General features: G+C 72.5%; 12 protein-coding genes. 4 read left to right on the plus strand and 8 right to left on the minus strand.

The features are described 5' to 3' along the window. Positions 1-416: 416 nt before the first annotated feature. On the minus strand, positions 417-1,256 hold the full coding sequence (locus C3489_RS17575; RefSeq protein ID WP_103782790.1) for a 5,10-methylenetetrahydrofolate reductase: 840 nt from the start codon (positions 1,254-1,256) through the stop codon (positions 417-419). A gap of 3 nt (positions 1,257-1,259) precedes the next feature. Further along, entirely contained in the window at positions 1,260-2,930 is a 1,671-nt protein-coding gene (gene betA, locus C3489_RS17580; RefSeq protein ID WP_103782791.1) for a choline dehydrogenase, read from the minus strand. 157 nt (positions 2,931-3,087) lie between these two features. On the opposite strand from betA, the gene C3489_RS17585 reads away from it, so the two are divergent. After that, positions 3,088-3,885, plus strand: a complete 798-nt coding sequence (locus C3489_RS17585; RefSeq protein ID WP_103782792.1) for an IclR family transcriptional regulator — start codon at positions 3,088-3,090, stop codon at positions 3,883-3,885. Between the two features lie 82 nt (positions 3,886-3,967). Here the strand turns inward: C3489_RS17585 and C3489_RS17590 are convergent, their stop codons facing one another. The 5 genes from C3489_RS17590 to C3489_RS17610 form a co-directional block, all read right to left on the minus strand. Beyond that, complete coding sequence (locus tag C3489_RS17590; RefSeq protein WP_103782793.1) at positions 3,968-5,101, minus strand: aromatic ring-hydroxylating dioxygenase subunit alpha; 1,134 nt, start codon at positions 5,099-5,101, stop codon at positions 3,968-3,970. A gap of 158 nt (positions 5,102-5,259) precedes the next feature. Then, complete coding sequence (locus C3489_RS17595; protein ID WP_103782794.1) at positions 5,260-6,420, minus strand: NAD(P)/FAD-dependent oxidoreductase; 1,161 nt, start codon at positions 6,418-6,420, stop codon at positions 5,260-5,262. Then, positions 6,417-6,779 (minus strand): bifunctional 3-phenylpropionate/cinnamic acid dioxygenase ferredoxin subunit, encoded by a 363-nt coding sequence (locus C3489_RS17600; RefSeq protein WP_103782795.1) that lies wholly within the window; start codon positions 6,777-6,779, stop codon positions 6,417-6,419. The genes C3489_RS17595 and C3489_RS17600 overlap by 4 nt, the downstream gene beginning before the upstream one ends. Before the next feature lie 266 nt (positions 6,780-7,045). After that, positions 7,046-7,678: an MBL fold metallo-hydrolase gene (locus tag C3489_RS17605; RefSeq protein WP_103782796.1), complete on the minus strand. Its 633-nt coding sequence runs from the start codon at positions 7,676-7,678 to the stop codon at positions 7,046-7,048. Then, positions 7,678-8,763: an S-(hydroxymethyl)mycothiol dehydrogenase gene (locus tag C3489_RS17610; protein WP_103782797.1), complete on the minus strand. Its 1,086-nt coding sequence runs from the start codon at positions 8,761-8,763 to the stop codon at positions 7,678-7,680. Before C3489_RS17610 ends, C3489_RS17605 begins: the two co-directional genes overlap by 1 nt. 222 nt (positions 8,764-8,985) lie before the next feature. On the opposite strand from C3489_RS17610, the gene C3489_RS17615 reads away from it, so the two are divergent. Next, positions 8,986-10,173 (plus strand): hypothetical protein, encoded by a 1,188-nt coding sequence (locus C3489_RS17615; protein ID WP_103782798.1) that lies wholly within the window; start codon positions 8,986-8,988, stop codon positions 10,171-10,173. Here C3489_RS17615 and C3489_RS17620 read toward each other — a convergent pair. Then, positions 10,154-11,041, minus strand: coding sequence for a N,N-dimethylformamidase beta subunit family domain-containing protein (locus tag C3489_RS17620; RefSeq protein ID WP_146075329.1), 888 nt, complete (start codon positions 11,039-11,041; stop codon positions 10,154-10,156). The genes C3489_RS17615 and C3489_RS17620 overlap by 20 nt on opposite strands. A 395-nt stretch (positions 11,042-11,436) precedes the next feature. Here C3489_RS17620 and C3489_RS17625 point away from each other — a divergent pair, with 395 nt between their 5' ends. Together C3489_RS17625 and C3489_RS17630 are read left to right on the plus strand one after the other, a co-directional pair. Further along, positions 11,437-12,165, plus strand: a complete 729-nt coding sequence (locus tag C3489_RS17625; RefSeq protein ID WP_103782800.1) for a GNAT family N-acetyltransferase — start codon at positions 11,437-11,439, stop codon at positions 12,163-12,165. Between the two features lie 66 nt (positions 12,166-12,231). Then, positions 12,232-13,320, plus strand: a complete 1,089-nt coding sequence (locus C3489_RS17630) for a PP2C family protein-serine/threonine phosphatase (protein ID WP_258054769.1) — start codon at positions 12,232-12,234, stop codon at positions 13,318-13,320. The last annotated feature ends 98 nt before the right edge of the window (positions 13,321-13,418 follow it).

The raw sequence follows: 13,418 nt of genomic DNA on the forward strand, positions 1-13,418 counted from the left end.
GACAGGCCCGGGGGGCGCCAGCCGCCGAAGCCGGAAGGCCAGGGACGACACCCCAAGACGGCGGGTCGAGAGGCCCCCCAAGACAGGGCGGGGGGTGGCGGCCCCCAAGACAGGCCGGGGGTGCCAGCCCCCAGGACGGGGCGGGGGGCCGTAGCCCCCAAGACAGGGGCCCGGAGGGCAAAACCCCCAGACGGGTCCGCGGGGCGGCGCCCCAGGCGGGGCCGGGGGCGCCAGCCCCCCACGACGGGAGCCGGGGGGGCGCCAGCCCCCAAGACGGGCGCCGTGGGGCAACGCCCCAAGACAGGACCGGGGGCGGCAGCTCCCAAGACGGGGCCGGGGGCGACAGCCCCAAGGCAGGGGGCCGGGGCGCCGGCCCGCAGGCCGGCTGTCGTGCCTACGGGCCGTCGGCATCCGGCTCAGTCGCCCAGTCGGTCCAGTGCGGCGCGGCGCCACCGCTCCGTCTCCGCTATCTGGTTGAAGGTGAACAGGTGCAGGCCGGCCACCCCGGCCGACGGTGCCGTGAGGGCCTGCGCAGCGCGGTCCAGGAGCCTGTCGGGCGCATAGCCGCCGGGCGTGGCGAAGCGCACGAACCACGAGGCGTGCTTGGTGAGGAAGCGCGTCGACTCCCCCACCCCGATCTTCGCCGCCATGGCGAGCAGCTTGGCCCGCTGCACGGGCCCCGCGACACCGACGTACACGGGCAGCGTGACGTCCCGGCGCCGGACGCGGGCGATCCAGTCGCCGAGCACGCGCGCGTCGAAGCACAGGTTGCTGACGACGTACGTGGCGTGCGCCCGCTTGTCCCACATCGCCTGGATGGTGATGTCGTCGTGGATCAGCGGATGGCTCTCGGGGTAGCCGGTGATGCCCATCCGCGCGAAGGGCCTGCCCAGCTCGTCCAGCCGGCGCAGCACCGGCAGCGCGCCCTGGTAGGGCCCGGCCGGCGGGTCGGCGTCGCCCGCCGGCACGAAGACGTCGTCGACGCCCACCGCGCGCAGCCGCTCGGTGACGTCCTTCAGGTGTGTGTCGTCCCGCAGGAGCCGCGCGGGCACGTGCGGGACGACCCGGTACCCGTGCTCCGCGAGCCGCCCGGTGAGGGCGAGCGTCGGCTCCAGGCCCTTGACCGGCGACGCCGTGACCGTGATCACGACGTCGCGCGGGACATGGGCGAGCACCTTCTCCTCGGTCGCCTTCGCCGGCAGCACCTCGTAGCGGACGCGGCCGAGCAGCGAGCGCAGGGACCCGGCGGCGGCCATCGGCTACCCGACCTGCTGCTGGGCGTCGCGGTGCCGGTAGTACGCGGCCTTGGACGGCTCCAGCGGTGTCCTGCCGAGGATGAGGTCGGCCGCCTTCTCGGCGACCATCATCACGGGCGCGTAGATGTTGCCGTTGGTGACGTACGGCATGACCGACGCGTCCACCACGCGCAGCCCCTCCGTGCCGTGCACCTTCATGCTGAGCGGGTCGACGACCGCCATGTCGTCGGTGCCCATCTTGCAGGTGCAGGAGGGGTGCAGCGCGGTCTCGCCCTCCTTGGCCACCCAGGCGAGGATCTCCTCGTCGGTCTCGACCGAGGGTCCGGGGGATATCTCGCCGCCGTTGTAGGGAGCGAGCGCGGGCTGGTTGAGGATCTCGCGGGCGACCCGGATGGCCTCCACCCACTCCCGGCGGTCCTGCTCGGTGGACAGGTAGTTGAAGCGCAGCGCCGGGTGCACGCGCGGGTCGCGGCTCTTGATCTTCACTGAGCCGATGGCGTCGGAGTACATGGGCCCCACGTGCACCTGGTAGCCGTGGCCGCCGGCCGGCGAGGAGCCGTCGTAGCGGACCGCGACGGGCAGGAAGTGGAACATCAGGTTGGGGTACTCCACGTCCTCGTTGCTGCGCGCGAAGCCCCCGGCCTCGAAGTGGTTGGTGGCGGCCGGGCCCTTGCGCATCAGCCACTGCAGCCCGATGAACGGGGCACGCCACTTCGCCATGTACGGCTGCATGGAGACGGGCTGCTTGCAGGCGTACTGGACGTACACCTCCAGGTGGTCCTGCAGGTTCTCGCCGACGCCCGGCAGGTCGTGGACGACGTCGATGCCGAGGGCGGACAGCTCGGCGGCGTTGCCGACGCCGGACAGCTGCAGCAGCTGCGGGGAGTTGATCGCGCCGCCGCACAGGATGACCTCGCCGGCCCTGACCTGCTGCGGGGCGCCGCGCCCGCGCCGGTACTCGACACCGACGGCGCGCTTGCCCTCGAACAGGACGCGGGTGACGAAGGCGCGGGTGGTCACGGTGAGGTTCGGCCGCTTCATCACGGGCTTGAGGTAGGCCTTGGAGGCCGACAGCCGGCGCCCGCGGTGGACGTTGCGGTCGAACTTGGCGAAGCCCTCCTGCCGGTAGCCGTTGACGTCGTCGGTGGGGGCGTAGCCGGCCTCCTGGGTGGCTTTGAGGAAGGCGCCGAACAGGGGGTTCTCCGCCGGGCCGCGCTCCAGGACGAGGGGCCCGTCGTGACCGCGGAACTCGTCGTCCGGGTCGGCCGCGAGGCAGTTCTCCATGCGCTTGAAGTACGGCAGACAGTGGGCGTAGTCCCAGGTCTCCATGCCGGGGTCGGCGGCCCAGCGCTCGTAGTCCATGGGGTTGCCGCGCTGGAAGATCATGCCGTTGATGCTGCTGGAGCCGCCCAGCACCTTGCCGCGGGCGTGGTAGATGCGCCGGCCGCCCATGTGGGGCTCGGGCTCGGACTCGTACTTCCAGTCGTAGAAGCGGCTGCCGATCGGGTAGGTCAGCGCCGCGGGCATCTGGATGAAGACGTCCCAGGGGTAGTCGGACCGACCCGCCTCCAGGACGAGCACCCGGTTGCCGGGGTCGGCCGAGAGCCGGTTCGCCAGTGCGCTGCCGGCCGATCCACCGCCGACGATGACGAAGTCGTAGTGCAGGACAGCCATGGGGGCCTCGTCTCACTCGGTCGCGCCGTCGATACGCGACGGATGCTAGTACGGGTCGCGCTATACGCACCAGGTTGCGGACGGCGCAACTTGCAAGATTCTTTGTTCACACTGCGTTACTTGCATTCGCGTTGTTTACCGCGCGTATAGTTCCGCTATGAGCAACTACAGTCCGGATACCGAAACGAACGGCTCGCCGTCCGGCGGTGTGCAGTCCGTCGACCGTGCCATCAGCGTGCTGGAGATCCTCGCCCAGCGGGGAGAGGCCGGCGTCAGCGAGGTGGCCGGCGAACTGGAGGTGCACAAGTCCACCGCGTTCCGCCTGCTCGGCGCCCTGGAGGCGCGCGGCCTGGTGGAGCAGGCGGGCGAGCGCGGCAAGTACCGGCTCGGCTTCGGCATCGTGCGCCTGGCCGGCGCCGTCACGGGGCGTATCGACATCACCCAGCAGGGCCGGCCGGTGTGCGAGCGCCTCGCCGAGGAGATCGGCGAGACGGTCAACATCGCCGTGATGCAGGAGCACTACGCGATCAACCTCTACCAGGTGCGCGGTACGGCCGCCGTGACCGCGCACAACTGGGTCGGCCAGCTCACCCCGCTGCACGCCACCTCCAGCGGCAAGGTCATGCTGGCCCACCTGCCGGCCAAGCAGCGCGCGGCGCTGCTGGCGGAGTCCGGCCTGAAGAAGGTGACCCCGCACACGATCTCCTCCAAGGCGAAGCTGGAGAAGAACCTCGCCGAGGCCCGGGAGCGCGGGTACGCCTGGACGCTGGAGGAGCTGGAGGTCGGGCTGCACGCGATGGCGGCGCCGATCCGGGACCGGGAGGGCCAGGTCATCGCCTCCATCAGCGCCTCCGGGCCGGCGTACCGGTTCACCGAGGAACGTATGCACGAGCTGGCTCCGGTGCTGGTCAAGGGTGCCGAGGAGATCAGCCACCGCATGGGGTACCTGGGCTGAGCGCCCGGGACCGCCCGCCGCAGAAGAGCCGCACGGCCCGCGTACGCCCCCCGCGCGGGCCCCGGGCGCCCCTTGCCCTACGTCACCTCGGCTGCTGCGTCCCGAGCCGCTCGTTCACCCACTCGTGGAAGGCGCCGATGTGGTGCTCGCTGGGCACCAGCACGCCGCCCTTGGCGTACAGGCGCGAGCTCATCCCGGGCTGGGTGCGCTCACAGGCGTCGAAGTCCTGGCGGTTGACCCGGTCGAACAGCTCCACGGAGCGGCTGACGTCCTTGCCGCTCTCCACCACGCCGGGCAGGTACAGCCAGTCGCACTCGACGATCGTGCGGTCGACGGCGACCGGGTACATCCGGTGGAAGATCACATGGTCGGGCACCAGGTTGATGAACACCTGCGGCTTGACGGTGATCGCGTAGTAGCGCCGGTCCTGGTCGTCGGAGACCCCGGGGATGCGGTCCAGGCCCTCGGAGCCGTCGACCGTGAAGCCCTTGACCTCCTCACCGAACTCCGCGCCGTGCCCGACGTAGTACTGGGCGGCGTAGCCGTCGGCGAACTCCGGGAGCACCTCGGTCAGTTCGGGGTGGATCGTCGCGCAGTGGTAGCACTCCATGAAGTTCTCGATGATGAGCTTCCAGTTCGCCTTGACGTCGTAGACGATCCGCTTGCCCACCGCGAGGTTGTCGATGTCGTAGCGCTCGATCGACTCCACGTCGCCGAGGCGTTCGACGACCGCGCCGATCACGTCCTCCTCGAAGGACGGCGGGTTCTCCGCCAGGCACACCCAGACATAGCCGAGCCACTCCCGTACGGCCACGCTCACCAGGCCGTACTCCGTGCGGCCGACGTCGGGCATCTTGGTGAGGTTGGGCGCCGCGACGAGCTTGCCGTTCAGGTCGTAGGTCCAGGCGTGGTAGGGGCACTGGAAGGCGCGCTTGACCTCGCCGCTGTCCTCGGTGCACAGCTTGGCCCCGCGGTGCCGGCACACGTTGAAGTAGGCGCGGACGGACATGTCACGCGCGCGGGTGACGAGGATGGACTCGCGGCCCACGTCGACCGTGCGGAAGGCGCCGGGCTTGGGCAGATCGGAGGCGCGCGCGACGCAGAACCACATCGCCTCGAAGATGCGCTCCTGCTCCTGGGCGAAGACGCCCGGGTCGGTGTAGGAGGAGCCGGGGAGGGTGGCGATCAGGCTGTCCGGCAGGCTGGTCGAGGTCACGGGGCACTCCTCGGGGGAACGTCACGGGTCGGTGGGGCACGCGCCGGGAAGTGCGTCTTCGACCGGCGTCGTGCGGGAGAGGCGATACGGAGCGAGTTGCGTTGAGCGCAACCTCATTCAGGATGTGCAACGCAGCATCGGGGCCCGCGTGAGCGGTGTCAAGAGGTCGCGGCGAGCTGCTTGCGCCAGCGGGTGAACAGGCGCGGCTGGTTCATCCCGAGCGCGGCGACGGGCGTGCCGGCTCGCCGGTAGACGGCCAGGAAGCTGCGCTCGTCGGTGCGCCCCTCCTCGACCGTCACGCTGTCGGCGCCGGCGGCGTGCCCGACGAACTGGATCTTCACGCCGTACTGGTCGGACCAGAAGTACGGTGGCCGGGGCGTCCCCGGTTCGCTCGCGCCGTGCGCGAGCAGTGTGGCCACGGCGGCGTCGGGCCGCTCCAGCGCGCCGGTCCAGTGCTCGACGCGGCGGTGGGTGCCGGTGTGCGGGTCGTACCAGTTGGCGCAGTCGCCGACGGCGACCACCTGGGCGAGGCTGGTACGGCCGTCGGAGCCGCAGGTGACGCCGTTGTCGAGGGCGACGCCGGAGCCGTGCAGCCAGTCGACGCAGGGCCGTGCCCCGACACCGACGACGACGATGTCCGCGGGGACGGTGCGCCCGTCCTCCAGCAGCACGGCGTCGACGCGGCGCTCGCCGCTCAGTCCCTTGACGCCGACCCCGCACAGCAGCCGTACGCCGTGGTCGGTGTGGAGGGCGGAGACGACGGCGCCCATGTCCGCGCCGAGCGGCCCGGCGAGCGGGGTGGGTGCCGCCTCGATCACGGTGACGTCGAGGCCGAGGGCGTACGCGGTGGAGGCGACCTCGGCGCCGATGAACCCGCCGCCGATCACCACCAGCCGTCCGCCGAGGGCCAGTTCGTCCCGCAGGGCGCGGGCGTCGTCCAGGGTGCGCAGCGTGTGGACGCCGGCGAGGCCGTCCGTGCCGGGCAGGGTGCGGGCGGCGGCGCCGGTCGCGAGGACGACGCCGTCGGTGCGTATCTCCCGGCCGTCGGCGAGCCGGACGGCCCGCCGGTCGCGGTCCAGGGCGGTGGCGCGGGTGCCCAGCACCCACTCGGCCTGGAGCTCCTCGCCGTCCCGTTCCAGGGCCAGGTCCCCCTCACCGAGGGTGCCGGCGAGGAACTCCTTGGACAACGGGGGCCTGTCGTAGGGGCGGTGGGGCTCGTCGCCGATGACGACCAGCCGGCCGTCGTACCCCCTCTTCCGCAGTGCGCGCGCGGCCGACAGACCGGCCAGCGACGCGCCCACCACGGCGACCGTCCTCACGCGGGGCCTCCGGCCAGGCGGGCGGCGACGCAGGGCGGCAGGTTGGGTGCCTCGGTGGACAGCCGGACGAAGATCATGCCGTCCTCGACGACGACCTCGTGGGTGCGGACCGGGAGCTTGGCCGGCGGGGCGTCGACGGCCCCGGTCCTGAGGTCGAACTTGGAGGCGTGCAAGGGGCATTCGACCTCGCATCCCTCCAGCCAGCCGTCGGCGAGCGAGGCGTCCTGGTGGGTGCAGGTGTCGTCGATGGCGTAGAGCTCGCCGTCGTCGGTGTGGAAAACCGAGACCGGCGGGTCGATGTCGAGCCGGTGGGCCTCGCCTCGCGGCAGATCCGCGAGACGGCACGCGGGAATCATCATGACACCTCGGTGCGTATAGCGAAACGGATTGCGATTAGCGCAACGTCAGTCTGCGGGCCGCCGAGAAGCGTTGTCAAGGCATTCACCGCCCTGGTTGCGCGGGGTCGCCCGGCGTTTTCCGGGCATGCTGGGGCGCCTGCGAAAGCGCAGGTCACAGGCGTACGGGAGGTGCGGAGGGCGCGCTGCGGCGGGCGCCGTCGCGAAGGTGCGGCGACGGCCCTGCCGCCGGTGCCGGGGCAGGGCCGCTGGACGCCGTTCGGAGCGGCTCAGAAGCCGCGGTCGATCCACTCCTGCAGATGCGGCGCCTCGGCGCCGACGGTGGTGGTGTCGCCGTGGCCGGTGTGCACGACGGTGTCGTGCGGCAGGGCGAGAAGGCGTTCCCTGATCGAGGCGATGATGGTCGGGAAGTCGCTGAAGGACCGCCCCGTGGCCCCCGGCCCGCCCGAGAACAGGGTGTCACCGCTGAACAGGGCGGTGAGCTCCGGGGCGTGCAGGCACACGGCTCCCGGGGCGTGGCCGGGCGTGTGCAGCACGGTCAGCTCCGTGTCCGCGACCGTGAGGCGCTGCCCGTCGGACAGTTCGCCGTCGGGTTTGCGGTCGGGGTGGGCCTGCTGCCACAGCGGCAGATCGTCCGGATGCAGCAGGATCGGGGCGCCGGTGCGGTCGGCGAGGGCGGGCGCGGCGTCGATGTGGTCGTTGTGCGCGTGGGTGCACACGATCGCGCGCAGGGTGCGTCCGCCCAGGGCCCGTTCGATGGCGTCGGCGTCGTGGGCGGCGTCGACGACGATCGCCTCGTCGTCGTCGCCCACGATCCACACGTTGTTGTCGACGTCCCAGGTGCCGCCGTCCAGCGAGAACGTGCCCGAGGTGACCAGGCGCTCGATGCGGGCGCCGGGCATCAGAGGACCACCACCGAGCGCAGGACGTCACCGTGGTGCATGCGCTCGAAGGCCTTCTCGACGTCGTCCAGCGCGATGGTCTCGGTGACGAAGGCGTCGAGGTCGAGGCGGCCCTGGAGGTAGAGGTCGACGAGCATCGGGAAGTCGCGGGAGGGCAGGCAGTCGCCGTACCAGGACGACTTCAGCGCCCCACCCCGGCCGAAGACGTCCAGCAGCGGCAGCTCCAGCTTCATCTCCGGGGTCGGCACGCCGACCAGCACCACGGTGCCGGCGAGGTCACGGGCGTAGAAGGCCTGCCGGTAGGTCTCCGGACGGCCGACCGCCTCGATGACGACGTCGGCGCCGAAGCCGCCGGTCAGCTCGCGGACCGCCTCGACCGCGTCGGTCTCCTTGGAGTTGACCGTGTGGGTCGCGCCCAGCTTCTCGGCGGTGGCCAGCTTGCGGTCGTCGATGTCCACGGCGATGACCTTCGCCGCGCCCGCCAGCTTGGAGCCGACGATCGCCGCGTCACCGACGCCACCGCAGCCGATCACGGCGACGGTGTCGCCGCGGCCGACGTTGCCGGTGTTGATGGCCGCGCCGAGGCCCGCCATCACCCCGCACCCGAGCAGGCCCACGGCGGCCGGGGAGGCGGCCGGGTCGACCTTGGTGCACTGTCCGGCCGCCACCAGGGTCTTCTCGGCGAAGGCGCCGATACCGAGGGCCGGGGAGAGTTCCGTGCCGTCGGTCAGGGTCATCTTCTGCTTGGCGTTGTGCGTGTTGAAGCAGTACCAGGGCCGGCCGCGCAGACACGCGCGGCACTGGCCGCACACCGCGCGCCAGTTCAGGATGACGAAGTCACCGGGCGCCACCTCGGTGACGCCCTCCCCCACCGCCTCCACGACGCCGGCGGCCTCGTGCCCCAGCAGGAAGGGGAAGTCGTCACTGATCCCGCCCTCGCGGTAGTGCAGATCGGTGTGGCAGACCCCGCAGGCCTCGATCTTGACCAGCGCCTCGCCCGGACCGGGGTCGGGCACGACGATCGTTTCCAGACTGACGGGGGCACCCTTGCTGCGTGCGACGACAGCGCGGACCTGCTGAGCCATGGTCACTCCTCGGCTGACAGAGGATCGAGATGTTGCCTATTGCGATACGCATCTCGTATTTCGCAACACAGCATTGCGGAGAGGGGGGCGGGGGTCAAGGAATCCGGCAGCGAAGGGCCGAAAGGCAGAACAGCACACCCGGCGGCCGGGGTCGATCCACCCCACTCCGAGTGAAGCCAGGGCCTAAGCTCAGGCGTCACATTGCTTCTGAGGAGTTGTCACTTGATCAAGCTCGCCGCCCCGGTCACTCCCCCGCTGCTCTCGGGCGCCACCCTCGCCTCGGCCACCAGCGTCGCGCAGTCGCTGTACTGGGAGTCCGTGGACCAGTACTGGTACGTGTGCCAGCCCGACGACACGCCGGAGGACATGGACCGGCTCACCGTCTCACGGCTCACCGCCGACGGCGCCCTGGTGGACAAGATGGTCGTCGGCCGGGCCGGTCACGGGGCCAACCTGGGCGTCGAGCGCGACGCGACCGGCACCTACCTGTGGATCGACGCCGTGCCGAGCGGCGGCTGGGCCACGGCACTGGCCCGCGTCCCATACGTCCCGAACGGCACCGCCGACGCCTCCGCCCCCGCCGTGGTGCGCACCCCGCGCACGGGCGTGTACCGGGTGTCGGCGACGGTCGACCCGACCCGGCGGCAGCTGATCTACCGCTGGCAGTCGAACGACGTCGCCTCGCCCCAGGCCACCGGCGGCATCGACCGCTACGACCTGGCCGCCGCCGCTGCCGGCCGGTTCACCCCGCTGCAGACCCTCTCCTACGGCGCGTCCGGCAAGACGCTCCAGGGCTTCACCGCGCTGGGCGACCAGGTGTACCACCTGTACGGCGACCAGGGTCAGGACAACGCCACCCTCACCTGCACGGACTGGGCCACGGGCACGCTGCTGCAGTCCCAGCACATCACCGCCTTCGCAGGCCTGGCCTACCGGGAGCCCGAGGGCGTCTGCGTCTTCGAGAACAGCCCCGGCGACCCCTCGGCCACCCTGGCCTTCGGCATCGCCGCGCGGACCGACACCGGGGTGCGCCACCTCAACGTCGCCCGCTTCCCGCACCCCGGCACGAACCCGTGGGTGCCGGTGGCCTACAACACCGCGCTCTACAAGCCCAACAGCGACAACTACACCCCCCAGTACCGGCTCGCCGGCGACCAGGTGTTCCTGCACTTCTCGCTGTCCAAGGTCGACGGCACGGCCTGGGGCCAGGGCGAGACGCTGTTCCAGCTCCCGCTGCGCGCCCGGCCGGACCGCACCCAGCGCCTGCTCGGCGTGGTCAGCGGCTCGGCCGTCACCGGGGACACGATGGCCGTGCGGTTCGAGGTCACGACCGACGGCAAGGTGAGCGTCTGGGACGAGCGCAGCCTGGTCGGCTGGATCGGCGGGGACGTCAGCTTCTGGGTGTGCTGACCGGGGCGGCGAGGACCCGGTCGAGCCGCTCGGCCGCGGTCCGCCGCGCCCCGTCGTCGACGCGGCCCGGCTCGCTCAGCTCCAGCGGCCGGGCCAGGACCACGCGCGCGGGCGCGTGGCCCAGCGCGGCCCGGGTCCGCGGGGACCAGCGGGCGTCCCCGGCCGGGCCGGCCTGGACGACGGCGCGGTAGCGGGCCGGGTCGACGCGCCCGGCGTGCAGGTCCTCCTCGGTCGCGTACGTGACGTCGTAGCCGGCCGACTCCAGCCAGCGGGAGGCGCTGGTGTCCGTGCCGAAGTCCCCGGGCAGGCCGAGGCCGGCGTGCGGGCCGCGGGCGGTGCTCAGCGGCACGACCACCAGGACGTCGGAGAGCCGGTCCGGCTCACGCACCACGAACGGGGCGTAGGAGCGGTGCCCGGCGGGGGTGGTCAGGGCGGCGAGGAAGACGCCGGACACCCAGGTGCGCGGCACCGCCGCCCGCCACACGCGGTCCACGGGGACGTCGGCGGCGGTGAGCAGGTGGCGGGCGCGCACCCCGGCGTAGTGGCCGAGGCGGTAGATCTCCACAGTGCACACGGGGGCCGTACGGCCGGCGAGGCGCAGGCCGAGGGTCTCGCCGGGGGCGACGGAGGCCGTCGTCGCCCACCCCTGGATCTCGGGCCGTCGCGCGTCCACCCCGCGCGTCTCGTGCCGGCCCAGGCACCAGTCGTCGCAACCCGGAGCCCGGTTCTCGCGCACCACGGGGTTGTCGCCGGTCCGCGGCGCGGGCAGCGCCTCGGCGGCCCCGGCAGCCGCCCACTGCACCCCGGTGACGGCCACGGCCGTGGCCGAGGCGGTGCGCAGCACCGTACGACGGGAAAGCTCCGGCATGGCTCGACCTCCGCTTGTCATGGAGCGATCATCCTACGGTGATCAGCAGGGCCGCGGACCTGCGCCGCGACCGCGGATCCGAGGCGGCGTCCGCAGTCCCCGCCCGGGCTGTCCGGCCCTCCGGATCACGCCGCCGAAGGCCTGCTCAGCGGCCCTGACGCGGGCCATTCGCCCGGGCGTCGGGCCCTTCCCGCCCGATACGCCCGACTTCCCGGCGTGACCTGCACAGACGACCCAGCGCGCGCCTTGCGGATTCACGTCATCGGGCCGTCTACTGTCCTTCACGTCCTCGTTGCGCGCACAACGGGGCCTCTGACGCATCCTGTCTCTCTCCCCGCCACACCGGGCATCCGGTGGCCGGGAGCACCCCCCATCACCAGAAAGACCGAAGGTCCGTGCCCGTTGCCGTCGTTCTCACCGGTCGCCTCACGCGGCTGGAGCCCCTCGCGCCGCACCATGTCGAGGGCCTGGCTCAAGCCGCAGCCGAGGACCGCAGCTCCTATGCGTTCACCCCTGTCCCGCACGGCCTCGACGCGGCCGCCGGCTACGTCGACCGCGCCCTCGCCGAACAGGCGGCGGGTCGGGCACTGCCGTTCGCCGTGGTCCGGGCCGACGACGGACGCGTCGTCGGATCGACCCGCTTCCTGGAACTCGACTACTGGCAGGGGCCCGTGGTCTGGCCCGCCGTGCCCGGCCGCCCCTACGGCGACCCGGTCACCGCGGTGCCCGACGCCGCCGAGATCGGCAACACCTGGCTCGCCGCGCACGCCCAGGGCACCGGCATCAACACCGAGGCCAAGCTGCTCATGCTGCGCCATGCCTTCGAGACCTGGCGGCTGCGCCGCGTCTGCCTGCGCGCCGACGCACGCAATCTGCGCTCGCGTGCCGCGATCGAGCGCCTCGGCGCCACGAGCGAGGGCGTGCGCCGGGCCCACTCCCGCGGACTGGACGGGGTCGTGCGCGACACCGCGTTCTACTCGATCCTGGACGAGGAGTGGCCCGCCGTCCGCGCCATCATCGAGCTGCGGATGACCGCGGCGCGCACCCGGCCGGCGCTCGGCCACGCGCAGCGGGACGCCGGCCCCCAGCCCGGCGGCTACGACGAGCGGCTCGTGCCCGCCTGAGCCGGGCCGGACCGGGACGCGGTGTGTGGTGGTGACGCGGACGAGGTGAGATCATGACGTGTGCCACTGCAGGAGTTGCGGCACTCACGGTCCGGGCGGGCGTTGGTCCTGCTCCCGATCGCGCTGATCGTCGCGGTGTGCGTGGTGGACGTCCTGGCACCGTCGGACGTCCACCTGGGCCCCCTGCTGGTGGCGGCACCCGCGCTCACCGCCGCGTTCGCCGGGCCCCGGCTCACCGCGCTGATCGGGCTGCTGGCGGTCGGGGCCCAGATCTTCATCGGGGCCGCGCGGGGCGTCCTCGCCACGGAGAACCTTCAGGCCCAGATCGGTGCGCTGGTCCTGGTCTCCGGACTCATCGTGTTGTCCTGCCTGTTCAGGGAGAGACGTGAGCGCCAGCTCACCGAGAGCCGCACGGTCGTCCAGGCCGTCCAGGAGGTCCTGTTCCCGCCGCTGCCCCGGCACAGCGGCGGGCTGGAGCTGGACAGCCTCTACCTCGCCGCGCAGGACGAGGCGACCATGGGCGGGGACCTCTTCGCCGCCGCCCGCACCCTGGACAGCACCCGGCTGCTGATCGCGGACGTGCGCGGCAAGGGCCTGCCCGCGATCGTCCACGCCGCCCTGCTGCTCGGCGCCTTCCGCTCGGCGGCCCACCGCCGGCCCACCCTGCCCCGGCTCGCCACCCACCTGGACGGCAGCATGCGCTGGGAGTACCGCCAGTGGAACCCGCCGGAGGCACCCGACACCGAGGAGGCCTTCGCCACCGCCCTGGTGCTCGACCTTCCCGACCGGGAGCCGGTCGTCCACCTCGTGGTGTGCGGGCACCCGCCCCCGCTGCTGCTCAGCGCGGGGCACGCCGAGCCGTTGCCGGTGAAGCGGGTGGCGCCGCCGCTGGGGCTGGGCCAGCTGTCCGGCGACACCGTGTACACGGTGGAGTCGTTCCCCCTCCGCCCCGGTGATGTGCTGCTGCTGTACACGGACGGCATCACCGAGGCCCGCGACGAGCGCGGGGCGTTCTTCCCGCTGTCCGCCCGGGCGGGCGTCTGGGCCGCGCAGCGCCCCGACGACCTGCTCCACCGCCTGCGCGACGAACTGCTCACCCACACCCACGGCCGGCTCGGCGACGACGCCGCGGCCGTGACGATCGCCCGCCGGTGAGGCGCGCGGGACGGTTTCGTTTTCCGGACTGCCGGTGCGCCGGGTGTTCGTTCCTGGACTTCCGTGTCGTGCGCGCCCCGGGCAGAAGCACCGGTGAC

This window comes from Streptomyces sp. Ru71, assembly GCF_002920535.1.
In the GTDB taxonomy this organism is placed as follows: domain Bacteria; phylum Actinomycetota; class Actinomycetes; order Streptomycetales; family Streptomycetaceae; genus Streptomyces.

Excerpts from the sequence above, each read along its gene's own strand:
- betA (WP_103782791.1), bottom strand. The coding sequence starts at position 2,930 with ATGGCTGTCCTGCACTACGACTTCGTCATCGTCGGCGGTGGATCGGCC.
- C3489_RS17575 (WP_103782790.1), bottom strand. The coding sequence starts at position 1,256 with ATGGCCGCCGCCGGGTCCCTGCGCTCGCTGCTCGGCCGCGTCCGCTAC.
- C3489_RS17585 (WP_103782792.1), top strand. The coding sequence starts at position 3,088 with ATGAGCAACTACAGTCCGGATACCGAAACGAACGGCTCGCCGTCCGGC.
- C3489_RS17610 (WP_103782797.1), bottom strand. The coding sequence starts at position 8,763 with ATGGCTCAGCAGGTCCGCGCTGTCGTCGCACGCAGCAAGGGTGCCCCC.
- C3489_RS17620 (WP_146075329.1), bottom strand. The coding sequence starts at position 11,041 with ATGCCGGAGCTTTCCCGTCGTACGGTGCTGCGCACCGCCTCGGCCACG.
- C3489_RS17605 (WP_103782796.1), bottom strand. The coding sequence starts at position 7,678 with ATGCCCGGCGCCCGCATCGAGCGCCTGGTCACCTCGGGCACGTTCTCG.
- C3489_RS17600 (WP_103782795.1), bottom strand. The coding sequence starts at position 6,779 with ATGATGATTCCCGCGTGCCGTCTCGCGGATCTGCCGCGAGGCGAGGCC.